The sequence below is a fragment of the Cytobacillus sp. Bac17 genome, assembly GCF_024519925.1.
Lineage (GTDB): Bacteria > Bacillota > Bacilli > Bacillales > Cytobacillaceae > Cytobacillus > Cytobacillus pseudoceanisediminis.
Genome location: NZ_JALJRC010000026.1, coordinates 18759 through 42174, shown reverse-complemented (window position 1 = coordinate 42174; position 23416 = coordinate 18759). Strand labels below are relative to the sequence as shown.

Below are 23416 nucleotides of genomic sequence, written 5' to 3'. Positions count from 1 at the left end.
ATTGTGAAAATGTGGTTTTTGAAGTGAAAACCCTTTTTCTTTTTGTCTTATAAGAATGGAGGTTTGGCTTATGTCCCTGTACTTTTTCGGGAAAAGTCCAGCTTCTAAGCCAGTTCGCTGGCGGCACTTTGCGCCATCGGTTCCGGCTCTTTTGCTTGTTGCCGATAGGCAGGCGCTCTATAGCTTTTCTTATAAGATGATATAAATTGCTATTAGCAACAATAACGCTTGATTTGAGGGGTGAATCAGTTGACAGGTCAACTAGTTCAGTATGGACGACACCGCCAACGTAGAAGTTACGCACGAATCAGTGAAGTTTTAGAATTACCGAATCTAATCGAAATCCAAACCTCTTCTTATCAATGGTTTCTTGATGAGGGTTTACGAGAAATGTTCCATGATATTTCTCCGATTGAAGACTTTACTGGTAATTTGTCGCTTGAATTTATTGATTACAGCCTTGGCGAACCAAAATATTCCGTTGAGGAATCGAAAGAACGAGATGTTACATATTCTGCACCTTTACGTGTGAAAGTGCGTCTTGTAAACAAAGAAACAGGCGAAGTTAAAGACCAGGATGTCTTTATGGGCGACTTCCCGCTTATGACAGAGACAGGTACGTTCGTTATTAACGGAGCGGAACGTGTCATTGTATCCCAGTTAGTACGTTCACCGAGCGTATATTTCAGTGGAAAGCTTGATAAAAACGGGAAAAAAGGCTTTACAGCAACCGTAATCCCGAACCGCGGCGCTTGGCTTGAGTATGAAACAGATGCCAAAGACGTCGTATACGTCAGAATAGATCGTACTCGGAAACTGCCCGTTACGGTTCTTTTGCGTGCACTTGGGTTCGGCTCTGATCAAGAGATCATCGATTTGATTGGAGACAACGAGTACATTCGCAACACTCTTGAAAAAGATAATACTGAAAGTACAGAGAAAGCGCTGCTTGAAATTTATGAGCGCCTTCGTCCGGGCGAACCGCCAACGGTTGAAAATGCGAAAAGCTTGCTTGTCTCAAGATTTTTCGATCCAAAGCGCTATGACCTGGCGAATGTTGGACGCTATAAGATCAATAAGAAGCTTCATATCAAAAATCGCCTGTTCGGTCAAAAACTGGCTGAAACGCTTGTGGATCCAGAAACTGGCGAAATCATTGCGGAAAAAGGCGTTACGCTTGACCGCCGCACTTTAGACCGGATCCTTCCTAACCTGGAGAAGGATATCGGCTTTAAAACCGTAAGCCTTTTAGGCGGAGTTGTAGATGATGAAGTGCTGCTTCAGTCTATTAAGATTTACGCGCCTAATGAAGATGGCGAAAAAGTCATCAATGTAATTGGCAATGCTTATGTTGAAGAAGCAGTGAAAAACATTTCACCTTCTGACATCATTGCTTCAATCAGTTATTTCTTTAACCTTCTGCACTCTGTAGGAGATACAGATGATATCGACCATCTTGGAAACAGACGTCTTCGTTCAGTCGGAGAACTATTGCAGAACCAGTTCCGCATCGGTCTTTCCCGTATGGAGCGTGTGGTCCGCGAGAGAATGTCCATCCAGGATACAAATACCATTACGCCTCAGCAGCTGATTAATATCCGTCCTGTTATTGCGTCAATTAAAGAGTTCTTTGGAAGCTCGCAGTTGTCCCAGTTCATGGACCAGACAAATCCGCTCGCTGAACTGACACATAAACGCCGTCTTTCTGCGTTAGGACCTGGTGGTCTGACACGTGAACGTGCCGGCTTCGAAGTACGTGACGTTCACTACTCTCACTATGGCCGTATGTGTCCGATTGAAACGCCGGAGGGACCAAACATCGGTTTGATTAACTCCTTATCTTCATTTGCGAAGGTAAACCGTTTCGGATTTATCGAAACACCGTATCGCCGAATTGACCCTGAGACCGGAAAAGTTACATCCCGCATCGACTATCTGACAGCTGATGAAGAGGATAACTATGTAGTGGCCCAGGCGAATGCACTTCTTGGTGACGATGGCTCATTCCTTGACGAAGAAGTAGTTGCCCGTTTCAAAGGTGAAAACACAGTTGTGAAGCGAGACCGTGTTGACTACATGGATGTATCGCCTAAACAGGTAGTTTCTGCTGCGACGGCATGTATCCCATTCCTGGAAAACGATGACTCCAACCGTGCCCTGATGGGAGCGAACATGCAGCGTCAGGCTGTGCCTTTGATGCAGCCGGAAGCGCCAAGAGTTGGTACTGGTATGGAATATGTATCAGGTAAAGACTCAGGTGCTGCAGTCATCTGTAAGCATGAGGGGATCGTTGAGCACGTAGAAGCTCGCGAAGTTTGGGTTCGCCGCATTCAAAACGTGGATGGCCAGGAAGTTAAAGGCGATCTTGATAAATACAGAATGCTTAAATTCATCCGTTCCAACCAGGGAACTTGCTACAACCAGCGCCCAATCGTTGCTGTAGGCAACCGTGTAACTAAAGGAGAAATCCTTGCTGACGGACCTTCCATGGAACTTGGTGAATTAGCGCTTGGACGCAACGTTCTCGTCGCGTTTATGACATGGGATGGATATAACTACGAGGATGCGATCATTATGAGTGAGCGCCTCGTAAAAGATGATGTTTATACATCTATCCATATTGAAGAATATGAATCAGAATCACGCGATACAAAGCTTGGACCTGAAGAGATCACAAGAGATATCCCTAACGTTGGGGAAGATGCACTGCGCAATCTGGACGAACGCGGAATTATCCGCACAGGTGCGGAAGTAAAAGATGGCGACCTTCTTGTTGGTAAAGTAACTCCTAAAGGGGTAACGGAACTAACAGCTGAAGAACGGCTATTGCACGCAATCTTTGGTGAAAAAGCTCGTGAAGTCCGCGATACTTCCCTTCGTGTGCCACACGGCGGCGGCGGTATCGTACTCGATGTTAAAGTATTTAACAGAGAAGATGGAGATGAGCTTCCTCCAGGTGTTAACCAGCTTGTGCGTGTATATATCGTTCAGAAGCGTAAAATCTCTGAAGGTGACAAGATGGCCGGACGCCACGGTAACAAAGGTGTTATCTCCCGTATTTTACCGGAAGAAGACATGCCTTACCTGCCGGATGGCACCCCAGTAGACATCATGTTAAACCCTCTCGGGGTTCCATCGCGTATGAACATCGGACAGGTGCTTGAGCTTCACCTTGGTATGGCTGCCAGAGCATTGGGCATTCACGTAGCATCTCCTGTATTTGATGGTGCCCGCGAGGAAGATGTATGGGCAACGATCGAAGAAGCAGGCATGGCGCGTGATGCTAAGACTGTCCTTTATGATGGACGTTCAGGCGAGCCGTTTGACAATCGCGTATCAGTAGGTGTCATGTATATGATCAAACTGGCGCACATGGTTGACGATAAGCTCCATGCCCGTTCAACAGGACCTTACTCTCTTGTTACGCAGCAGCCATTGGGCGGTAAAGCTCAGTTTGGCGGACAGCGTTTCGGTGAGATGGAGGTTTGGGCACTTGAAGCATATGGTGCTGCCTATACACTTCAGGAAATCTTAACGGTTAAGTCCGATGACGTCGTTGGACGTGTTAAGACTTACGAATCAATCGTCAAAGGCGAGAATGTTCCTGAACCGGGCGTACCGGAATCATTCAAGGTACTAATCAAAGAACTTCAAAGTTTAGGTATGGATGTTAAGATCCTTTCTGGCGATGAAGAAGAAATTGAAATGCGCGACCTGGAAGATGAAGATGATGTTCAGCAGGCTGAATCATTGACAATCGCTCCGGAAACGCAAAATGAAGAACAGGTAGTTACGAAAGAATAATTTAATATAAATCCTTAATCCCTGGGCGCTCCGCCCTAAATGGCGGAGGCTGCTGGGGATATTATTGGCACTTTTGCTGCTGTTTGAGCAATAAGGGTAAAACCCGGAGATCAAAAGGGAGGTAGGCCCCTTGCTAGATGTAAATAATTTCGAGTATATGAAAATAGGTCTTGCTTCACCGGATAAGATACGTTCTTGGTCACATGGTGAGGTTAAGAAGCCTGAAACGATCAACTATCGTACATTAAAACCAGAAAAAGACGGTTTATTCTGCGAACGCATTTTCGGACCGACAAAAGACTGGGAATGTCACTGCGGAAAGTATAAGCGTGTTCGATACAAAGGCGTTGTCTGTGATCGATGCGGCGTTGAAGTAACACGTGCAAAAGTGCGCCGTGAAAGAATGGGCCACATTGAACTTGCAGCCCCTGTATCCCACATTTGGTACTTCAAAGGCATCCCAAGCCGTATGGGTCTTGTGCTGGACATGTCTCCGCGTGCACTTGAGGAAGTTATTTACTTCGCTTCTTATGTTGTAACGGATCCTGGCGATACGGCTCTTGAAAAGAAGCAGCTGCTTTCCGAAAAAGAATACCGTGCATACCGTGAAAAGTATGGAAACAAGTTCCAGGCATCCATGGGTGCTGAATCCATTAAGAAACTTCTTTCTGACATAGACCTCAACAAAGAAGTAGATACCCTTAAAGAGGAACTGAAAACTGCCCAGGGCCAGCGACGCACTCGTGCTATCAAGCGCCTGGAAGTTCTTGAAGCTTTCCGTGGCTCCGGAAATGAACCATCCTGGATGATTCTTGACGTTCTTCCGGTTATTCCTCCGGAACTTCGTCCGATGGTACAGCTGGATGGCGGACGTTTTGCCACTTCCGACTTAAATGATCTGTACCGCCGTGTAATCAACCGCAACAACCGCCTAAAGCGTCTATTGGACCTTGGTGCTCCAAGCATTATTGTTCAAAACGAAAAGCGCATGCTTCAGGAAGCAGTAGATGCGCTAATCGATAACGGCCGCCGCGGAAGACCGGTAACAGGACCAGGAAACCGTCCGTTAAAATCCCTGTCGCATATGCTTAAAGGGAAGCAGGGGCGTTTCCGCCAAAACTTGCTTGGTAAGCGTGTTGACTATTCTGGACGATCGGTTATCGTCGTAGGACCAAACTTAAAAATGTACCAGTGCGGACTTCCGAAAGAAATGGCATTGGAATTATTCAAGCCATTCGTTATGAAGGAATTGGTGGAAAAAGGCTTAGCCCACAACATCAAGTCTGCAAAACGCAAGATCGAAAGAGTGCAGCCGGAAGTTTGGGATGTTCTTGAAAGTGTCATTAAAGAGCACCCTGTATTGCTTAACCGTGCCCCAACTCTTCACAGACTGGGCATTCAGGCATTTGAACCGACATTGGTGGAAGGACGCGCTATTCGTCTTCATCCGCTTGTGTGTACTGCATACAACGCAGACTTTGACGGTGACCAAATGGCTGTTCACGTGCCGCTTTCAGCAGAAGCACAGGCAGAAGCCCGCCTGCTGATGCTTGCAGCACAGAACATCCTGAACCCGAAAGACGGTAAGCCAGTTGTTACTCCTTCACAGGATATGGTATTAGGTAACTATTACTTGACACTTGAAAGAGCCGGCGCTGTCGGAGAAGGCATGATCTTCAATGATACAAGCGAAGCACTGCTTGCCTATCAGAACGGCTATGTTCATTTGCATACAAGAGTAGCTGTCCATGCTGGATCCTTGAATAACCAGACATTCACCGAAGAACAAAATAAAAAGCTTTTATTAACTACGGTTGGTAAGCTTGTTTTCAACGAGATTCTGCCTGAGACATTCCCATACATCAACGAGCCTACAAAAGAAAACCTTGAGATTGAAACTCCTGAGAAATACTTTGTAGAGCCTGCTACTGATGTAGCTGCTGTTATCAAGGAAATGCCTCTAGTAGATCCGTTTAAGAAAAAGATCCTTGGAAACATCATTGCGGAAGTCTTCAAACGCTTTAAAATCACTGAAACGTCTAAAATGCTTGACCGCATGAAAAATCTTGGATTCAGATACTCCACAAAAGCCGGCATCACGGTTGGTGTAGCTGACATCGTGGTATTGGGCGAGAAGCAGGAAATTATCCACGAAGCACAAAGCAAGGTTGATAATGTCATGAAACAGTTCAGACGCGGTCTTATTACCGAAGATGAGCGTTATGATCGTGTTATTTCAATCTGGAGTGCAGCGAAGGATAATATCCAGGCAAAATTGATGAAGTCATTGGATAAATCCAACCCAATCTTCATGATGAGTGACTCCGGTGCCCGTGGTAACGCATCCAACTTCACTCAGTTAGCTGGTATGCGCGGACTCATGGCCAACCCGGCTGGACGTATCATTGAATTACCGATAAAATCAAGTTTCCGTGAAGGTTTAACAGTACTCGAGTACTTTATTTCTACACACGGTGCCCGTAAAGGACTTGCCGATACAGCCCTTAAAACAGCTGACTCAGGTTACCTGACTCGCCGTCTGGTAGACGTAGCACAGGATGTCATCGTTCGTGATGATGATTGTGGAACTGACCGCGGATTGCTGATCGCATCTCTTAAAGATGGTACTGAAGTCATTGAAGCGCTTGAAGAGCGTCTGATTGGCCGTTATGCAAGAAGAAATATCAAACATCCTGAGACAAATGAAGTGATTGTAGCTGAAAACGGATTGATCACTGAAGATATTGCAGTTGAAATTGTTTCAGCCGGCATCGAAAAAGTATGGATCCGTTCCGCGTTCACATGCAACACACGTCATGGGGTTTGTAAAAAGTGCTACGGCCGCAACCTGGCAACCGGACAAGAGGTTGAAGTTGGTGAAGCAGTAGGTATCATCGCTGCCCAATCCATCGGTGAACCAGGTACACAGTTAACAATGCGTACGTTCCATACCGGTGGGGTAGCAGGAGACGATATCACTCAAGGTTTACCGCGTATCCAGGAAATCTTCGAAGCGCGTAACCCTAAAGGTCAGGCAGTCATTTCTGAAATTGATGGTGTGGTAGTTGGCATCAATGAAGGCCGTGACCGCCAGCATGAGATTGTTGTTCAGGGTGAAGTGGAGTCCAAGACGTATACAGCACCTTATACAGCCCGCTTAAAAGTAGCTGTAAACGATGAAGTAGTACGTGGACAGGAATTGACTGAAGGTTCTATTGACCCTAAAGAGTTAATTAAAGTAAAAGATGTAACAGCTGTTCAAGAATACTTGCTGCGTGAAGTTCAGAAGGTATACCGCATGCAGGGTGTTGAAATTGGCGATAAGCACATCGAGGTAATGGTACGCCAGATGCTTCGCAAAGTGCGTGTAATTGATGCAGCAGAAACAGATGTACTGCCAGGTACTCTGCTTGATATCCATCAATTTACAGATGCCAACGAAAAAGCCCTTCTTGCTGGCAAAATGCCTGCAACAGGACGTCCGGTTCTGCTTGGTATCACAAAAGCATCTCTTGAAACAGATTCATTCTTATCAGCAGCATCCTTCCAGGAGACGACAAGAGTTCTTACCGATGCAGCGATTAAAGGCAAGCGCGATGAGCTTCTTGGCCTGAAAGAGAATGTAATTATTGGTAAGCTTGTCCCTGCCGGAACAGGAATGCAGCGCTATAGAAGAGCAGAGCCTTATACGAATGAGGAAACTGCTGAAAATACTGTTACTGTAGAATAACTTTATTATTGCGGTGCTTGCTTATTTACCAGCAAGTACCGCATTTTAAAGTGAATAAATAAAATAAAATTCATTTTGCTTGTTGACATCGAAAAATGAAGATGGTACTATAGCAAAGGTGCTCCTATTCACCGGATACTTTGGAGGATGTCGTAAATGTCTTATGATAAAGTATTGCAGGCTAAAAGTTTTATTGTAGGAACAAAGCAAACAGTCAAAGCTCTCAAACTGGGAACAATTGATGAAGTCGTAGTCGCCAGTGATGCTGATCCTAGGGTTACAGCTAAAGTGGTTAGTACAGCGAATGAGATGAACGTTCCGATTGTGTATGTTGATTCGATGAAAAAGCTCGGTAAAGCATGCGGAATCGAAGTTGGGGCAGCAGCTGTTGCCATATCTTTTTAAAAACTGTTTTTGTAGATTGCTATCTGCAAGAACTTTGTTTTTGCATCAAAATGAACCACCTGGATGTGTGGGCTTAAACAAATTCGAAGGGAGGAAAAATCAAATGCCTACTATTAACCAATTAGTGCGCAAGCCTCGTCAAACTAAGTCAGAGAAGTCAAATTCACCAGCTCTTAACAAAGGCTACAACAGCTTCAAGAAAGCTCAAACAAACGTAGCTTCACCTCAAAAGCGTGGTGTTTGTACTCGTGTTGGTACAATGACTCCAAAGAAACCGAACTCTGCATTACGTAAATATGCTCGTGTTCGTTTAACAAACGGTATCGAGGTTAATGCTTACATTCCTGGTATCGGACACAACCTTCAAGAGCACAGTGTTGTTCTTATCCGTGGAGGACGTGTAAAAGACTTACCGGGTGTACGTTACCACATCGTGCGCGGCGCTTTAGATACTGCTGGTGTTAACAACCGTATGCAAGGCCGTTCTAAATACGGTGCTAAGCGTCCAAAAGCAGCTAAAAAATAATTCTGAATAATAGACAACCATCTTTGAAAGGAGGAACAATCCATGCCACGTAAAGGTCCTGTAGCAAAAAGAGACGTATTGCCGGATCCGATTTACAACTCAAAGCTAGTTAGCCGTCTGATCAACAAAATGATGATCGATGGTAAGAGAGGTAAATCTCAAGCTATTCTTTACTCTGCGTTCGATATCATCAGCGAGCGCACTGGCAAAGAGCCAATGGAAGTTTTCGATCAGGCACTTAAAAACATCATGCCTGTACTTGAAGTAAGAGCACGCCGTGTAGGTGGAGCTAACTACCAAGTACCAGTTGAGGTGCGTCCTGACCGCCGTACTACTCTTGGTCTTCGCTGGTTAGTAAACTATGCGCGTCTTCGCGGTGAAAAGACTATGGAAGAGCGTTTAGCTAACGAAATCCTAGATGCAGCTAACAACACTGGTGCATCTGTTAAGAAGCGTGAAGATACACACAAAATGGCAGAAGCGAACAAAGCGTTTGCTCACTACCGCTGGTAAGATATACAGCTTAACTAAAATAACACTCATACTAGGAAGGAGAAAGACCCAATGGCTAGAGAGTTCTCCTTAGAAAATACTCGCAATATCGGTATCATGGCTCACATTGATGCCGGTAAAACAACAACAACTGAGCGTGTACTTTACTACACTGGCCGTATCCACAAAATCGGTGAAACACACGAAGGTGCCTCACAGATGGACTGGATGGAGCAGGAGCAAGAGCGTGGAATCACAATCACTTCTGCTGCAACAACTGCACAGTGGAAAGGCCATCGCGTAAACATCATTGACACTCCTGGACACGTAGACTTCACAGTTGAAGTTGAGCGTTCACTTCGTGTTCTTGATGGTGCGGTTGCGGTACTTGATGCACAGTCAGGAGTTGAGCCTCAAACTGAAACAGTTTGGCGCCAGGCAACTACTTACGGAGTACCACGTGTGGTATTCGTAAACAAAATGGATAAAATCGGTGCTGACTTCTTATATTCATTGAAGACACTTCATGATCGTCTGCAAGCTAATGCGGCAGCTATCCAATTACCGATTGGTGCTGAAGACCAATTCGAAGGAATCATCGATCTTATCACAATGAAAGCTACGTTCTACGGTAATGACCTTGGTACTGATATCGAAGAGCGTGATATCCCAGAAGAATACATGGATCAAGCTGAAGAATACCGTGAAAAGCTAATTGAAGCGGTAGCTGAACTTGATGAAGAATTAATGGAGAAATACCTTGGCGGTGAGGAAATCACTAACGAAGAGCTAAAAGCAGCTATTCGTCAAGGTACAGTAAACGTTGAGTTCTATCCTGTAATCTGTGGTTCTGCTTTCAAAAATAAAGGTGTACAAAAAATGCTAGATGCAGTAATCGATTATCTTCCTTCTCCATTAGATGTACCAGCTATCAAAGGTACACTTCCAGATTCGGAAGAAGAGGTTACTCGTCCTTCTAGCGATGATGCACCTTTCTCAGCTCTTGCATTTAAAGTTATGACTGACCCTTATGTCGGTAAACTTACATTCTTCCGTGTTTACTCTGGAACATTGAACTCAGGTTCATATGTACAGAACTCTACTAAAGGGAAGCGCGAGCGTGTAGGTCGTATCCTGCAAATGCACGCTAACTCTCGTGAAGAGATCTCGGTAGTTCACGCTGGAGATATCGCAGCAGCTGTTGGTCTTAAAGATACTAGCACTGGAGATACACTATGTGATGAAAAGAATCTTGTTATTCTTGAGTCTATGGAGTTCCCAGAACCAGTTATCTCATTATCTATCGAGCCGAAATCCAAGGCTGACCAAGATAAGATGACTACTGCTCTGCAAAAACTTCAAGAAGAAGATCCTACATTCCGAGCGCATACTGACCAGGAAACTGGACAGGTTATTATCGCTGGTATGGGTGAGCTTCACCTTGATATTCTAGTTGACCGTATGAAGCGTGAATTTAAAGTGGAAGCAAACGTAGGTGCACCTCAGGTTGCATACCGCGAAACTTTCCGTTCTTCAGCTCAGGTTGAAGGTAAATTCGCCCGTCAATCCGGTGGACGCGGACAATTCGGTCATGTATGGATCGAATTTGCTCCAAATGAAGAAGGTAAAGGCTTCGAATTCGAAAATGGCATTGTCGGTGGTGTTGTTCCACGTGAATACATCCCTGCAGTTCAAGCTGGTCTTGAAGATGCTCTTGAAAGAGGAGTACTTGCTGGATTCCCATTAGTAGATATCAAAGCTAGACTATTTGATGGTTCTTACCATGATGTCGACTCTTCTGAAATGGCATTTAAAATTGCTGCCTCTATGGCACTTAAAAATGCAGCGTCAAAATGTAATCCTGTAATTCTTGAGCCGGTTATGAAAGTTGAAGTAGTAATCCCTGAAGAATACATGGGTGATATCATGGGTGATGTTACATCACGCCGTGGACGCGTTGAAGGTATGGAAGCTCGCGGTAATGCACAAGTAGTTCGTGCGATGGTTCCACTATCAGAAATGTTTGGTTACGCAACTGCATTGCGTTCTAATACGCAGGGCCGTGGTACATTCTCAATGCACTTCGACCACTATGAAGAAGTACCTAAATCAATTTCTGAAGAAATCATCAAAAAAAATAAAGGTGAATAATTGATTTTACCTTTTTAATAAAGTATAACTACTATTGTAGGCAAAAAGCGCTGTGGGAAGGGAAACCTCTCCACAGCAAAAATTACTTAACTTTTATAATCTGAAGGAGGATTTTTCAAATGGCAAAAGCTAAATTCGACCGTTCAAAACCCCATGTTAACATCGGTACAATCGGACACGTTGACCATGGTAAAACTACTTTAACTGCAGCTATCACAACTGTTCTTTCTAAAAAAGGCGGCGGTGAAGCACGCGGATACGATCAAATCGACGCAGCTCCAGAAGAGCGCGAGCGTGGAATCACAATCTCAACTGCACACGTTGAGTACGAAACTGAAAACCGTCACTATGCACACGTTGACTGCCCAGGTCACGCTGACTATGTTAAAAACATGATCACTGGTGCTGCTCAAATGGACGGCGGTATCCTAGTAGTATCTGCTGCTGACGGCCCAATGCCACAAACTCGTGAGCACATCCTTCTTTCTCGTCAGGTTGGTGTACCTTTCCTTGTTGTATTCATGAACAAGTGTGACATGGTTGACGATGAAGAACTACTTGAATTAGTAGAAATGGAAGTTCGTGACCTTCTTTCTGAGTACGAATTCCCTGGTGATGATATCCCAGTAATCAAAGGTTCTGCTCTTAAAGCTCTTGAAGGTGAAGCTGAGTGGGAAGCTAAAATCGAAGAGCTTATGGCTGCTGTTGATGAGTACATCCCAACTCCAACTCGTGACACTGACAAGCCATTCATGATGCCTGTTGAGGATGTATTCTCAATCACTGGCCGTGGTACTGTTGCTACAGGACGTGTTGAGCGTGGACAGGTTAAAGTCGGTGACGTTATTGAAATCATCGGTCTTGCTGAAGAGCCAAAATCAACTACTGTAACTGGTGTAGAAATGTTCCGTAAGCTTCTTGACTATGCTGAAGCTGGAGACAACATTGGTGCCCTTCTTCGTGGTGTAGCACGTGAAGATATCCAACGTGGACAAGTACTTGCTAAGCCAGGTTCTATCACTCCACACACTAAGTTCAAAGCTGAAGTATACGTTCTTTCAAAAGAAGAAGGTGGACGTCACACTCCATTCTTCACAAATTACCGTCCTCAGTTCTACTTCCGTACAACTGATGTAACTGGTATCTGTAATCTTCCTGAAGGCGTAGAAATGGTTATGCCTGGAGATAACATCGAAATGACTGTAGAACTAATTGCTCCAATCGCTATCGAAGAAGGTACTAAGTTCTCTATCCGTGAGGGTGGACGTACTGTAGGCGCTGGCGTAGTTGCTACAATCCAAGAGTAATTGCAATAGATAAAAACAGATGGGTGACGACCCATCTGTTTTTTTTTGTGTTTTAGCGTCGGGCAAAATATCAGCATAGTTTCTTTGATAGTATGAAACTTTGTACTCCTGCTGAGATAGAGATCGAATTTACTAAATCCCTTCAATGCTAACCATCAAGATTCTGCAGCTTAAACAACCAAAGCTCATCGAAAGTATCCTATTATATATACTACTTTCTTCTATATATAATCACCTATTCTAACTACATCATTTGACAGTTCCCATGGACCTAAAGCAAATATTTAGACTTCTTCCTATCCTATTGAAAACTTTGTAATCTGCAGTTATAATAGTAAAAGTGTGCGAAACATAAAGAAATAACATATACATGTTGCATTTCATTTATTGTTTCTGTATAATAGACAATGTTGGTCTTTGACTGCGATGATGTGAAAGGTTGCTGACACACCCGGCCGCTTTGCCATGGCGAGTGTGTGGGAAATTTTCACGGAGAATGTCTATATTAAAATAGGCGAAAAGGAGGGAAAATAATGGCAAAACAAAAAATTCGTATTCGTTTAAAAGCGTATGATCACAGAATTCTTGATCAATCAGCAGAAAAGATTGTTGAGACTGCAAAACGTTCTGGTGCGGCTGTTTCAGGTCCGATTCCATTACCAACTGAAAAGTCTATTTACACAATCCTTCGTGCGGTTCACAAGTACAAAGATTCTCGTGAGCAGTTCGAAATGCGTACGCATAAACGTCTAATCGACATCGTTAACCCAACACCACAAACGGTTGATTCTCTAATGCGTTTAGACTTACCGTCTGGTGTAGATATCGAAATCAAACTTTAATCAATAAATAATCATAAGAAAATTAGGAGGTGTGACTGAAATGACCAAAGGAATCTTAGGAAGAAAGATTGGTATGACTCAAGTATTTGCTGAAAACGGTGATCTTATCCCGGTAACAGTTGTTGAGGCAGCTCCAAACGTTGTTCTTCAAATGAAGTCAGTTGAAACTGATGGATATGAAGCGATCCAGCTTGGATTTGAAGATAAGCGCGAAAAGCTATCCAACAAACCTGAAAAAGGCCATGTTGCTAAAGCAAACACTGCTCCTAAGCGCTTCGTACGCGAATTCCGCGGAGCTGATTTAGGACAATATGAAGTTGGTCAAGAAGTCAAAGTTGATATATTCGCAGAAGGCGAAACTGTTGATGTAACAGGAATCTCAAAGGGTAAAGGTTTCCAGGGTGCCATCAAGCGCCACGGACAATCTCGCGGGCCTATGGCTCACGGTTCTCGTTACCACCGTCGCCCTGGTTCAATGGGTCCTGTAGCTCCAAACCGTGTATTTAAAGGTAAACTATTACCTGGACGTATGGGCGGAGAGCAAATCACTGTACAAAACCTTGAAATCGTTAAAGTTGATGCTGAGCGCAACTTGCTATTGATCAAAGGTAACGTACCTGGTGCTAGAAAAGCATTAGTAAAAATCAAAAGTGCGGTAAAAGCATAATAATTAAACCGGAAAGGAGGAAAACAGAATGCCGAAAGTAGCATTGTTTAACCAAAGCGGATCTAAAGTTGGTGATATCGAACTTAATGATGCGATCTTTGGTATCGAGCCTAACCAGCACGTATTATTCGAAGCTATTGTTATGCAAAGAGCTTCTTTACGTCAAGGGACTCATAAAACTAAAATTCGTTCTGAAGTAGCGGGCGGAGGACGCAAGCCATGGCGCCAAAAAGGCACAGGCCGTGCACGTCAAGGTTCTATCCGTTCACCACAATGGCGCGGAGGCGGTACTGTATTTGGTCCTGTACCACGCAGCTACAGCTACAAACTACCTAAAAAGGTTCGCCGTCTGGCAATCAAATCTGCGTTATCTTCTAAAGTGTTAGAAGAAAACATCCTAGTATTAGAAGGCCTTGCTTTCGAAACTCCTAAAACAAAAGACTTCAAAGGTGTATTAACTGGTCTTTCTGTTGATTCAAAAGCACTTATCGTAACTGCTGACCTAGATGAGAACGTAGCATTATCTGCTCGCAACATCCCTGGTGTAACAGTTGTGTCTGCTTCTGGAATCACTGTTTTAGATGTTTTAAACCATGATAAGCTTATCATGACGAAAGCAGCGGTTGAAAAAGTAGAGGAGGTGCTTGCATAATGGATGCACGCGAAATCATTAAGCGCCCCGTAATCACTGAACGTTCTACTGATATTATGGCTGATAAAAAATATACGTTCGAAGTTGACGTACGAGCTAACAAAACTCAAGTTAAGGACGCTGTAGAGCAAATCTTTGGCGTTAAAGTTGAGAAAGTTAACATCATGAACTACAAAGGTAAGTTCAAGCGTATGGGCAAATTTGGCGGTTACACTAACAAACGCCGTAAAGCGATCGTTAAATTAACAGCTGAAAGTCAAGAAATCGAGCTATTTGAAGCTTAAAACTACTATAACTAGAAGAGGAGGGAAACGAAATGGCGATTAAAAAGTATAAACCTACCTCTAATGGTCGTCGCGGCATGACGGTATCTGATTTCGCAGAAATCACGACTAACAAACCAGAAAAGTCTTTACTTGCTCCTGTTAAGAGAAAAGGCGGCCGTAACAACCAAGGTAAGTTGACAGTTCGTCATCAAGGCGGCGGTCATAAACGTCAATATCGTATCATCGATTTCAAACGTAACAAAGATGGCATTCCAGGACGCGTTGCCACAATCGAGTATGATCCAAACCGCTCTGCAAATATTGCACTAATTAACTATGTGGATGGAGAAAAGCGTTACATCCTTGCTCCTAAGAATTTACAAGTGGGCATGGAAGTAATGTCAGGTCCTGAAGCGGATATCAAAGTGGGTAATGCACTTCCACTAGCTAATATTCCAGTGGGTACTGTAATCCACAACATCGAATTAAAACCTGGTAAAGGCGGACAATTAGTACGTTCTGCTGGTACTTCTGCACAAGTTCTTGGTAAAGAAGGAAAGTATGTATTAGTTCGTTTGAACTCTGGTGAAGTTCGCATGATTCTTGCTGAGTGCCGCGCAACTGTAGGTCAGGTTGGCAACGAGCAGCACGAGCTTATTAACATTGGTAAAGCAGGTCGTTCACGCTGGTTAGGCAAGCGCCCAACTGTACGTGGATCTGTAATGAACCCTAACGATCACCCGCACGGTGGTGGTGAAGGACGTGCGCCAATCGGACGTAAGTCTCCAATGACTCCTTGGGGCAAACCAACACTTGGTTACAAGACACGCAAGAAAAACAACAAATCAGACAAATTTATCGTACGTCGTCGTAAAAAATAACGGGATTGTACTACGGTTCCAAATAAGAACCGTAGAGCAATCACGAAGGGAGGTTCAATCATGGGTCGCAGCTTAAAAAAAGGACCTTTTGTTGATGAACATTTAATGACAAAGATCGAAAAGCTTAACGAAACAGAAAGCAAGCAAGTTACTAAAACTTGGTCTCGCCGTTCTACGATCTTCCCACAATTCATCGGACACACAATCGCAGTTTATGATGGTCGTAAACATGTGCCTGTATACATCACTGAAGACATGGTAGGCCACAAGCTTGGAGAATTCGCTCCAACTCGTGCGTACAAAGGACATGGCAATGATGATAAGAAAACAAGACGTTAATGAGAGGAGGGCATTCTAATGCAAGCTAAAGCTGTTGCAAGAACAGTTCGTATTGCTCCTCGTAAAGCTCGTTTAGTCGTAGATTTAATTCGAGGAAAGCAAGTAGGCGAAGCAGTAGCGATTTTGAACCTTACACCTAAAGCTGCTTCTCCAATCGTAGAGAAAGTTTTAAAATCTGCACTAGCTAACGCTGAGCACAACTACGAAATGGACGTTAACAATCTGGTAGTTGCTCAAGCATTCGTAGACGAAGGACCAACTTTAAAACGTTTCCGTCCTCGCGCTATGGGCCGTGCAAGCCAAATCAACAAGCGCACTAGTCATATTACTATCGTTTTATCAGAAAAGAAGGAGGGATAATCAGTGGGTCAAAAAGTAAATCCAGTCGGTTTGCGTGTCGGTGTCATCCGTGATTGGGAGTCAAAATGGTACGCAGGCAAAGACTATGCTGATCTTTTACACGAAGACCTTAAGGTTCGTGAGTACATCACAAAGCGTTTAAGCGATGCTTCTGTTTCTAAAGTAGAAATCGAACGTGCTGCTAATCGCCTGAACATCACTATCCACACTGCGAAACCAGGAATGGTTATCGGTAAAGGTGGTACTGAGGTTGAAGCACTTCGCAAGTCACTTAACTCATTAACTGGCAAGCGTGTTCATATCAACATTCTAGAAATTAAAAGAGCAGACATTGATGCGAAATTGGTTGCGGAAAACATTGCTCGTCAATTAGAAAACCGCGTATCTTTCCGTCGTGCTCAAAAACAAACTATTCAACGTGCAATGCGCGCTGGCGCTAAGGGTATCAAAACAATGGTATCTGGTCGTTTAGGCGGTGCTGATATCGCTCGTTCAGAATCATACAGCGAAGGAACAGTTCCACTTCATACTCTTCGTGCTGATATCGATTATGCTACAGCTGAAGCTGATACAACTTACGGTAAATTGGGCGTAAAAGTATGGATCTATCGTGGAGAGGTCCTTCCTACTAAGAAGAAAACTGGGGAAGGAGGCAAATAATATGTTATTGCCAAAGCGCGTTAAATATCGTCGTGTACACCGCGGAAAAATGCGTGGTCAATCAAAAGGCGGAACTGAAGTAAACTTCGGTGAATATGGTCTTCAAGCTCTTGAAGCTTCTTGGATCACTAACCGTCAAATTGAATCTGCACGTATCGCAATGACTCGTTACATGAAACGTGGCGGTAAGGTTTGGATTCAAATTTTCCCGCATAAGCCTTACACTGCAAAGCCTCTAGAAGTCCGCATGGGTTCCGGTAAAGGTGCTCCAGAAGGATGGGTTGCAGTTGTTAAGCCTGGTAAAGTAATGTTCGAAATCGCTGGTGTATCTGAAGAGATCGCTCGTGAAGCATTACGTCTTGCATCACACAAACTTCCAGTTAAGTGCAAGTTTGTAAAACGAGAAGAAATTGGTGGTGAATCAAATGAAAGCTAATGAAATTCGTGACCTTACCACTGCCGAAATTGAACAAAAAGTAAAATCATTAAAAGAAGAGCTTTTCAACCTTCGCTTTCAATTGGCGACTGGACAACTTGAAAACACAGCTCGCATTCGTGAAGTACGCAAAGCGATTGCCCGCATGAAAACTGTTATTCGTGAAAGAGAAATCGGCTTTAGCAAGTGATATTGAGAGGAGGTTCGCACAATGAGTGAACGCAACCAACGCAAAGTTTACACTGGACGCGTCGTTTCTGACAAAATGGATAAGACAGTAACGGTTCTTGTCGAAACTTACAAAAAGCATCCACTTTACGGTAAACGCGTTAAGTACTCTAAAAAGTTCAAAGCTCATGATGAGCAAAACCAAGCAAAAACTGGCGATATCGTTCGTATTATGGAAACTCGTCCACTATCTGCGACTAAACGCTTCCGTCTTGTAGAAGTAGTTGAAAAAGCAGTTATTATCTAATTGTTCGGAATAAGGTTTATCCCGAAGGGAGGTTACACACATGATTCAACAAGAATCACGTTTAAAAGTTGCTGACAACTCTGGTGCTCGTGAAGTACTTACAATTAAAGTTCTTGGTGGCTCTGGCCGCAAGACTGCTAACATCGGTGATGTTATCGTTTGTACAGTGAAACAAGCAACACCAGGTGGCGTTGTTAAAAAAGGTGATGTTGTTAAAGCGGTAGTTGTTCGTACTAAGAGCGGTGTACGCCGTAATGACGGTACTTACATTCGTTTCGATGAAAACGCATGTGTAATTATTCGTGATGACAAAGGACCACGCGGAACTCGTATCTTCGGACCAGTTGCCCGTGAACTACGTGAAAACAACTTCATGAAAATTGTATCTTTAGCTCCAGAAGTATTATAAATAACAAATTAAATTGCCTTTAAGGAGGTGCGCACAGATGCATGTGAAAAAAGGTGACAAAGTTATGGTCATCTCTGGTAAGGATAAAGGCAAAACGGGCGTTATTCTTGCAGCGTTCCCTAAACAAAGCCGAGTGCTTGTTGAAGGAGTTAACATTGTAAAGAAACACTCTAAGCCTTCTCAGATGAACCCGCAGGGCGGAATCATCAGCCAAGAGGCACCTGTTCATGTATCAAACGTTATGCCTGTCGATCCTAAATCTGGTGAACCAACTCGTGTAGGCTATAAAACGGTTGATGGCAAAAAAGTACGTGTTGCAAAAAAATCCGGTGAAGTTCTAGATAAATAGTTTAAAGAAGAAGGGAGGTACAATGGATGAACCGCCTAAAAGAAAAGCATTCAAAAGAAATTACTCCTGCTCTAATGAGCAAGTTTAACTATAAATCAGTTATGCAAGCACCTAAGCTTGAAAAAATCGTTATCAACATGGGTGTTGGTGACGCTGTTCAAAACGCTAAAGCACTAGATAAAGCTGTTGAGGAATTAACATTGATTACTGGTCAAAAGCCGGTTATCACTCGCGCTAAGAAATCTATCGCTGGCTTCCGTCTTCGTGAAGGTATGCCAATCGGTGCGAAAGTTACTCTTCGTGGAGAGCGCATGTATGAGTTCTTTGATAAGTTAGTATCTGTATCTCTTCCACGTGTACGTGACTTCCGCGGTATCTCTAAGAAGTCATTTGACGGCCGTGGTAACTATACTCTAGGTGTCAAAGAACAGTTGATCTTCCCTGAGATTGATTACGATAAAGTAAGCAAAGTTCGTGGTATGGATATCGTTATCGTAACTACAGCTAACACTGATGAAGAAGCTCGTGAACTTTTAACTCAATTTGGAATGCCATTCCAAAAGTAATCGCTAAATAGAGGGAGGCGAAAACGTGGCTAAAAAGTCAATGATTGCGAAGCAAAAACGCACGCCTAAACACAAGGTACAGGAGTACACTCGCTGCGAACGCTGCGGACGTCCACATTCTGTATACCGTAAATTTAAGCTTTGTCGTATTTGTTTCCGTGAATTAGCATATAAAGGACAAATTCCTGGCGTGAAAAAAGCTAGCTGGTAAACCCCAAGTATGGGAAGGAGGTAAAAACAATGGTCATGACAGATCCAATTGCAGACTTGCTAACTCGCATCCGTAATGCGAACATGGTTCGTCACGAAAAATTAGAAGTTCCTGCTTCTAACATCAAGAAGGAAATTGCTGAGATCTTAAAGCGTGAAGGTTTTGTACGTGATGTTGAGCTTATCGAGGATAACAAGCAAGGCATCATCCGCATTTTCTTAAAATACGGTTCAAACAACGAACGCGTTATCACTGGTCTTAAGCGTATCAGTAAGCCTGGTCTTCGTGTATACGCAAAGGCTGATGAAGTACCTCGCGTACTTAACGGTCTTGGAATCGCACTAGTTTCTACTTCTCAAGGAGTTCTTACAGACAAAGAAGCTCGCGCTAAACAAGTCGGCGGAGAAGTATTAGCATACGTTTGGTAATAGAGTTTTTCATGAATGGAGGTGCAATTAAATGTCTCGTATAGGTAAAAAACCAATCGAAATTCCATCTGGTGTTACTGTTACTATCGACAATAACACTGTTACTGTGAAGGGTCCTAAAGGTGAACTTTCCCGTTCATTCAACCAGGATATCGAAATCAAGGTGGAGGAGAACGTAATCAACGTTTCCCGTCCATCTGAAGCGAAAGAACACCGCGCATTGCACGGAACAACTCGCGCACTTCTAGCTAACATGGTTGAAGGTGTGTCAAAAGGATTCGAAAGAGGACTAGAGCTTATCGGTGTCGGTTACCGTGCTCAAAAACAAGGCAAAAAGCTTGTTTTAAACGTTGGTTACTCTCATCCTGTTGAAATCGAGCCTGAAGAAGGTATTGAAGTTGAAGTGCCATCTAACACAAAGATCATTGTTAAAGGTACTAGCAAAGAGCGTGTTGGTGCATTGGCTGCCAACATCCGTGATGTTCGTCCTCCAGAGCCTTACAAAGGTAAAGGTATCCGCTATGAAGGCGAATATGTTCGTCGTAAAGAAGGTAAAACTGGTAAGTAATGCCGCTTAGGTAAACGAAAGGAGTGACCGAAATGATTACGAAGGCTGATAAAAATGCAGTTCGTAAGAAAAGACATGCTCGTGTGCGTGCGAAACTTTCTGGAACTGCGGCTCGTCCTCGTTTAAATGTGTATCGTTCAAACAAGCACATTTATGCTCAACTTATTGATGATGTAAACGGAGTTACTGTAGCAAGTGCTTCTACACAAGATAAAGAAGTAAACCTTGATGCAACTGGCAACGTTGATGCAGCAGTTAAGGTCGGAGAATTAGTTGCAAAGCGCGCAGTCGAAAAAGGCGTTAAAGCTGTCGTTTTCGATCGTGGTGGCTATCTATATCATGGACGTGTTAAAGCATTAGCTGATGCAGCACGTGAAAATGGTTTAGAATTTTAATAGACAAAGGAGGGACACAAAAAGATGCGTCGTATTGATCCAAACAAACTTGAACTTGAAGAGCGCGTAGTTACGGTTAATCGTGTAGCAAAGGTTGTTAAAGGTGGACGTCGTTTTCGTTTCTCTGCTCTTGTAGTAGTAGGTGACAAAAACGGTCACGTTGGCTTTGGTACAGGTAAAGCACAGGAAGTTCCTGAAGCAATCCGCAAAGCTATTGAAGATGCTAAGAAAAACTTAGTCGAAGTACCTATGGTTGGAACTACAATTCCTCACCAGGTAATCGGTCACTTCGGTGCTGGAGAAATCCTTCTTAAGCCTGCTTCTGAAGGTACGGGAGTAATCGCCGGAGGTCCAGTTCGTGCGGTTCTAGAATTAGCTGGTGTTGGTGATATCTTATCTAAATCTTTAGGTACTAACACACCAATCAACATGGTTCGCGCCACTTTGAACGGTTTAACTCAATTAAAACGTGCTGAGGACGTAGCGAAATTACGTGGTAAATCAGTAGAAGAACTGTTAGGATAAGGAGGGATATCAAATGGCGAATAAACTAGAAGTAACCCTCACTCGCAGCGTGATTGGTCGCCCGCAAGACCAGCGCGAAACAGTTAAGGCTCTTGGCTTACGCAAAATGCACCAAACAGTTGAGCATCAAGATAATCCTGCTATCCGCGGAATGATCAACAAAGTTGCTCACCTTGTTGTGGTAAAAGAAAAATAATTCTATTCTTCTACAAATAAGGAGGTGCCAACATGAAACTTCATGAATTAAAGCCTGCAGAAGGTTCTCGTCAAGAACGCAAACGCAAAGGCCGTGGTATCGGTTCCGGTAATGGTAAAACTGCTGGTAAGGGTCATAAAGGTCAAAACGCTCGTTCTGGCGGCGGTGTCCGTCCTGGATTCGAGGGTGGTCAAACACCTTTATTCCAACGCTTGCCTAAGCGCGGTTTCACTAACATCAACCGTAAAGAATACGCGGTTGTGAACCTTGATGCTTTAAACCGTTTCGAAGATGGAGCAGAAGTAACTCCTGAGCTTCTTATCGAAACTGGTGTAGTAAGCAACGAAAAAGCAGGAATCAAGATTCTTGCAAAAGGCAAAGTTGAGAAAAAGCTTACAGTTAAAGCTCATAAATTCTCCTCTGCTGCAAAGGAAGCTATCGAAGCTGCCGGCGGTCAAACTGAGGTGATTTAATGTTTCAGACAATCTCCAATTTTATGCGTGTGGGTGATATAAGACGAAAGATTATTTTCACCCTTTTAATGCTGATCGTATTTCGCATCGGTACATTTATACCTGTACCGGGCGTAAATGCAGATCTATTAAAAGCCCAGGATGAACTTAATGTATTCGGTGTTCTGAATACATTCGGCGGCGGGGCGCTCCTGAACTTCTCAATCCTTGCGATGGGCATCATGCCGTACATTACGGCATCCATCATTGTGCAGCTTCTGCAGATGGATGTTGTTCCTAAGTTTACGGAATGGTCTAAGCAGGGTGAGGTTGGACGCCGTAAGTTAGCTCAGTTTACCCGTTACTTTACTATCGTGCTTGGTTTTATCCAGGCTCTCGGTATGTCTTATGGGTTTAATAACCTAGCAGGCGGAATGCTGATTGAAAATCCGGGAATTACTTCTTATCTATTGATTGCTGTAGTATTGACTGCCGGAACTGCATTTCTAATGTGGCTTGGCGAGCAGATTACATCAAAAGGCGTTGGCAATGGTATTTCCATCATTATCTTTGCTGGTATCGCAGCTGGTATTCCTTCAACGGTTAACCAGATTTATGCTCAGCAGTTTGAAAATGCTGGAGAGCAGCTATTCCTTCGCATTGTGACAGTCGTGCTTATCCTGGTTGCAGTCATCGCTATTGTTGTGGGAACGATCTTTATCCAACAGGCATTAAGAAAAATTCCTATTCAATACGCTAAGCGCGTAACAGCAGGGAAAAATTCTGCTGGCGGACAATCAACTCATCTTCCGTTAAAAGTTAATGCAGCTGGTGTAATTCCAGTAATCTTTGCGATTTCTTTCATCATCACGCCAAGAACCATTGCAGGTTTCTTTGAGCAGAATGATGTGACGCTTTGGATTCAAAGAATATTTGACTACACGTCTCCGATCGGGATGGTCATTTATAGTGCATTAATCATTGCTTTTACTTATTTCTATGCTTTCATTCAGGTGAATCCGGAGCAAGTTGCGGAAAACCTGAAGAAGCAGGGCGGTTATATCCCGGGCATCCGTCCAGGAAATAACACGCAGGAATATTTGACTCGCGTCTTATATCGTTTAACATTGGTCGGTGCGCTCTTCCTGACGGTCATTTCTATCCTGCCGGTATTCTTCATTAATATCGCTGGATTACCTGAATCTGCGCAAATTGGAGGCACAAGCCTGCTAATCGTTGTCGGTGTTGCACTTGAAACGATGAAGCAGCTTGAAGCACAGCTGGTTAAGCGTCATTATAAAGGTTTCATTAAATAATTTGGGTG

Annotated in this window: 29 protein-coding genes; all 29 read left to right on the top strand. The window is 43.7% G+C overall.

What is annotated here, in order from left to right; genetic code table 11:
* Positions 1-249: 249 nt before the first annotated feature.
* The 29 genes from rpoB to secY all read left to right on the top strand — a co-directional run bounded on the left by rpoB (position 250) and on the right by secY (position 23408).
* Positions 250-3804, top strand: a complete 3555-nt coding sequence (gene rpoB, locus NR125_RS22865; protein ID WP_026041789.1) for a DNA-directed RNA polymerase subunit beta — start codon at positions 250-252, stop codon at positions 3802-3804.
* A gap of 130 nt (positions 3805-3934) precedes the next feature.
* Positions 3935-7534 carry a DNA-directed RNA polymerase subunit beta' gene (rpoC, locus tag NR125_RS22860; protein ID WP_019382782.1) on the top strand — a complete coding sequence of 1200 codons (3600 nt, stop codon included), beginning with the start codon at positions 3935-3937 and terminating at the stop codon, positions 7532-7534.
* Positions 7535-7690: 156 nt separating this feature from the next.
* Positions 7691-7939 (top strand): 50S ribosomal protein L7ae-like protein, encoded by a 249-nt coding sequence (locus NR125_RS22855; protein ID WP_009336559.1) that lies wholly within the window; start codon positions 7691-7693, stop codon positions 7937-7939.
* 103 nt (positions 7940-8042) lie between these two features.
* On the top strand, positions 8043-8465 hold the full coding sequence (rpsL, locus tag NR125_RS22850; RefSeq protein ID WP_009336562.1) for a 30S ribosomal protein S12: 423 nt from the start codon (positions 8043-8045) through the stop codon (positions 8463-8465).
* A gap of 42 nt (positions 8466-8507) precedes the next feature.
* Positions 8508-8978, top strand: coding sequence for a 30S ribosomal protein S7 (gene rpsG / locus NR125_RS22845; protein WP_009336565.1), 471 nt, complete (start codon positions 8508-8510; stop codon positions 8976-8978).
* 51 nt (positions 8979-9029) lie between these two features.
* A complete protein-coding gene (gene fusA / locus NR125_RS22840) occupies positions 9030-11108 on the top strand; it encodes an elongation factor G (RefSeq protein WP_009336567.1) in 2079 nt (692 codons plus the stop codon).
* 119 nt (positions 11109-11227) lie between these two features.
* The gene (tuf, locus tag NR125_RS22835; RefSeq protein WP_009336569.1) at positions 11228-12415 is read left to right on the top strand and encodes an elongation factor Tu; all 1188 of its coding nucleotides are present in this window, start codon (positions 11228-11230) and stop codon (positions 12413-12415) included.
* Positions 12416-12948: 533 nt separating this feature from the next.
* Complete coding sequence (rpsJ, locus tag NR125_RS22830; protein WP_009336571.1) at positions 12949-13257, top strand: 30S ribosomal protein S10; 309 nt, start codon at positions 12949-12951, stop codon at positions 13255-13257.
* Between the two features lie 40 nt (positions 13258-13297).
* Positions 13298-13924, top strand: a complete 627-nt coding sequence (gene rplC, locus NR125_RS22825; RefSeq protein WP_009336573.1) for a 50S ribosomal protein L3 — start codon at positions 13298-13300, stop codon at positions 13922-13924.
* Positions 13925-13952: 28 nt separating this feature from the next.
* Complete coding sequence (gene rplD, locus NR125_RS22820; RefSeq protein WP_009336574.1) at positions 13953-14576, top strand: 50S ribosomal protein L4; 624 nt, start codon at positions 13953-13955, stop codon at positions 14574-14576.
* The gene (gene rplW, locus NR125_RS22815) at positions 14576-14860 is read left to right on the top strand and encodes a 50S ribosomal protein L23 (protein ID WP_009336576.1); all 285 of its coding nucleotides are present in this window, start codon (positions 14576-14578) and stop codon (positions 14858-14860) included. Before rplD ends, rplW begins: the two co-directional genes overlap by 1 nt.
* Positions 14861-14892: 32 nt before the next feature.
* Complete coding sequence (gene rplB, locus NR125_RS22810) at positions 14893-15723, top strand: 50S ribosomal protein L2 (protein WP_009336578.1); 831 nt, start codon at positions 14893-14895, stop codon at positions 15721-15723.
* A gap of 60 nt (positions 15724-15783) precedes the next feature.
* Entirely contained in the window at positions 15784-16062 is a 279-nt protein-coding gene (gene rpsS / locus NR125_RS22805; protein ID WP_009336580.1) for a 30S ribosomal protein S19, read from the top strand.
* A gap of 18 nt (positions 16063-16080) precedes the next feature.
* A complete protein-coding gene (gene rplV, locus NR125_RS22800) occupies positions 16081-16422 on the top strand; it encodes a 50S ribosomal protein L22 (protein WP_009336582.1) in 342 nt (113 codons plus the stop codon).
* Positions 16423-16425: 3 nt separating this feature from the next.
* Positions 16426-17082: a 30S ribosomal protein S3 gene (gene rpsC / locus NR125_RS22795; protein WP_009336585.1), complete on the top strand. Its 657-nt coding sequence runs from the start codon at positions 16426-16428 to the stop codon at positions 17080-17082.
* Position 17083: 1 nt separating this feature from the next.
* Positions 17084-17518, top strand: coding sequence for a 50S ribosomal protein L16 (gene rplP / locus NR125_RS22790; RefSeq protein ID WP_009336587.1), 435 nt, complete (start codon positions 17084-17086; stop codon positions 17516-17518).
* Positions 17508-17708 carry a 50S ribosomal protein L29 gene (gene rpmC, locus NR125_RS22785; protein ID WP_009336588.1) on the top strand — a complete coding sequence of 67 codons (201 nt, stop codon included), beginning with the start codon at positions 17508-17510 and terminating at the stop codon, positions 17706-17708. The genes rplP and rpmC overlap by 11 nt, the downstream gene beginning before the upstream one ends.
* A 21-nt stretch (positions 17709-17729) precedes the next feature.
* Positions 17730-17993, top strand: coding sequence for a 30S ribosomal protein S17 (rpsQ, locus tag NR125_RS22780; protein WP_009336589.1), 264 nt, complete (start codon positions 17730-17732; stop codon positions 17991-17993).
* A gap of 40 nt (positions 17994-18033) precedes the next feature.
* On the top strand, positions 18034-18402 hold the full coding sequence (rplN, locus tag NR125_RS22775) for a 50S ribosomal protein L14 (protein WP_009336590.1): 369 nt from the start codon (positions 18034-18036) through the stop codon (positions 18400-18402).
* Between the two features lie 37 nt (positions 18403-18439).
* Entirely contained in the window at positions 18440-18751 is a 312-nt protein-coding gene (rplX, locus tag NR125_RS22770; RefSeq protein WP_009336591.1) for a 50S ribosomal protein L24, read from the top strand.
* A gap of 26 nt (positions 18752-18777) precedes the next feature.
* A complete protein-coding gene (gene rplE, locus NR125_RS22765; RefSeq protein ID WP_009336592.1) occupies positions 18778-19317 on the top strand; it encodes a 50S ribosomal protein L5 in 540 nt (179 codons plus the stop codon).
* Between the two features lie 25 nt (positions 19318-19342).
* On the top strand, positions 19343-19528 hold the full coding sequence (gene rpsN, locus NR125_RS22760; RefSeq protein WP_009336593.1) for a 30S ribosomal protein S14: 186 nt from the start codon (positions 19343-19345) through the stop codon (positions 19526-19528).
* Positions 19529-19557: 29 nt separating this feature from the next.
* Entirely contained in the window at positions 19558-19956 is a 399-nt protein-coding gene (gene rpsH / locus NR125_RS22755; protein ID WP_009336594.1) for a 30S ribosomal protein S8, read from the top strand.
* 31 nt (positions 19957-19987) lie between these two features.
* Positions 19988-20524 carry a 50S ribosomal protein L6 gene (gene rplF / locus NR125_RS22750; protein WP_009336595.1) on the top strand — a complete coding sequence of 179 codons (537 nt, stop codon included), beginning with the start codon at positions 19988-19990 and terminating at the stop codon, positions 20522-20524.
* A gap of 32 nt (positions 20525-20556) precedes the next feature.
* Complete coding sequence (gene rplR / locus NR125_RS22745) at positions 20557-20919, top strand: 50S ribosomal protein L18 (RefSeq protein WP_009336596.1); 363 nt, start codon at positions 20557-20559, stop codon at positions 20917-20919.
* Between the two features lie 24 nt (positions 20920-20943).
* Entirely contained in the window at positions 20944-21444 is a 501-nt protein-coding gene (rpsE, locus tag NR125_RS22740) for a 30S ribosomal protein S5 (protein WP_009336597.1), read from the top strand.
* Positions 21445-21457: 13 nt separating this feature from the next.
* Positions 21458-21640, top strand: a complete 183-nt coding sequence (rpmD, locus tag NR125_RS22735) for a 50S ribosomal protein L30 (RefSeq protein ID WP_009336598.1) — start codon at positions 21458-21460, stop codon at positions 21638-21640.
* A gap of 32 nt (positions 21641-21672) precedes the next feature.
* On the top strand, positions 21673-22113 hold the full coding sequence (gene rplO, locus NR125_RS22730) for a 50S ribosomal protein L15 (protein ID WP_009336599.1): 441 nt from the start codon (positions 21673-21675) through the stop codon (positions 22111-22113).
* Positions 22113-23408, top strand: a complete 1296-nt coding sequence (gene secY, locus NR125_RS22725) for a preprotein translocase subunit SecY (RefSeq protein ID WP_009336600.1) — start codon at positions 22113-22115, stop codon at positions 23406-23408. Before rplO ends, secY begins: the two co-directional genes overlap by 1 nt.
* The last annotated feature ends 8 nt before the right edge of the window (positions 23409-23416 follow it).

Coding starts and splice junctions, on each gene's coding strand:
- NR125_RS22855 (WP_009336559.1), top strand. CDS start 7,691: ATGTCTTATGATAAAGTATTGCAGGCTAAAAGTTTTATTGTAGGAACA.
- rpsL (WP_009336562.1), top strand. CDS start 8,043: ATGCCTACTATTAACCAATTAGTGCGCAAGCCTCGTCAAACTAAGTCA.
- rpsG (WP_009336565.1), top strand. CDS start 8,508: ATGCCACGTAAAGGTCCTGTAGCAAAAAGAGACGTATTGCCGGATCCG.
- fusA (WP_009336567.1), top strand. CDS start 9,030: ATGGCTAGAGAGTTCTCCTTAGAAAATACTCGCAATATCGGTATCATG.
- tuf (WP_009336569.1), top strand. CDS start 11,228: ATGGCAAAAGCTAAATTCGACCGTTCAAAACCCCATGTTAACATCGGT.
- rpsJ (WP_009336571.1), top strand. CDS start 12,949: ATGGCAAAACAAAAAATTCGTATTCGTTTAAAAGCGTATGATCACAGA.
- rplC (WP_009336573.1), top strand. CDS start 13,298: ATGACCAAAGGAATCTTAGGAAGAAAGATTGGTATGACTCAAGTATTT.
- rplD (WP_009336574.1), top strand. CDS start 13,953: ATGCCGAAAGTAGCATTGTTTAACCAAAGCGGATCTAAAGTTGGTGAT.
- rplW (WP_009336576.1), top strand. CDS start 14,576: ATGGATGCACGCGAAATCATTAAGCGCCCCGTAATCACTGAACGTTCT.
- rplB (WP_009336578.1), top strand. CDS start 14,893: ATGGCGATTAAAAAGTATAAACCTACCTCTAATGGTCGTCGCGGCATG.
- rpsS (WP_009336580.1), top strand. CDS start 15,784: ATGGGTCGCAGCTTAAAAAAAGGACCTTTTGTTGATGAACATTTAATG.
- rplV (WP_009336582.1), top strand. CDS start 16,081: ATGCAAGCTAAAGCTGTTGCAAGAACAGTTCGTATTGCTCCTCGTAAA.
- rplP (WP_009336587.1), top strand. CDS start 17,084: ATGTTATTGCCAAAGCGCGTTAAATATCGTCGTGTACACCGCGGAAAA.
- rpmC (WP_009336588.1), top strand. CDS start 17,508: ATGAAAGCTAATGAAATTCGTGACCTTACCACTGCCGAAATTGAACAA.
- rpsQ (WP_009336589.1), top strand. CDS start 17,730: ATGAGTGAACGCAACCAACGCAAAGTTTACACTGGACGCGTCGTTTCT.
- rplN (WP_009336590.1), top strand. CDS start 18,034: ATGATTCAACAAGAATCACGTTTAAAAGTTGCTGACAACTCTGGTGCT.
- rplX (WP_009336591.1), top strand. CDS start 18,440: ATGCATGTGAAAAAAGGTGACAAAGTTATGGTCATCTCTGGTAAGGAT.
- rplE (WP_009336592.1), top strand. CDS start 18,778: ATGAACCGCCTAAAAGAAAAGCATTCAAAAGAAATTACTCCTGCTCTA.
- rpsH (WP_009336594.1), top strand. CDS start 19,558: ATGGTCATGACAGATCCAATTGCAGACTTGCTAACTCGCATCCGTAAT.
- rplF (WP_009336595.1), top strand. CDS start 19,988: ATGTCTCGTATAGGTAAAAAACCAATCGAAATTCCATCTGGTGTTACT.
- rplR (WP_009336596.1), top strand. CDS start 20,557: ATGATTACGAAGGCTGATAAAAATGCAGTTCGTAAGAAAAGACATGCT.
- rpsE (WP_009336597.1), top strand. CDS start 20,944: ATGCGTCGTATTGATCCAAACAAACTTGAACTTGAAGAGCGCGTAGTT.
- rpmD (WP_009336598.1), top strand. CDS start 21,458: ATGGCGAATAAACTAGAAGTAACCCTCACTCGCAGCGTGATTGGTCGC.
- rplO (WP_009336599.1), top strand. CDS start 21,673: ATGAAACTTCATGAATTAAAGCCTGCAGAAGGTTCTCGTCAAGAACGC.
- secY (WP_009336600.1), top strand. CDS start 22,113: ATGTTTCAGACAATCTCCAATTTTATGCGTGTGGGTGATATAAGACGA.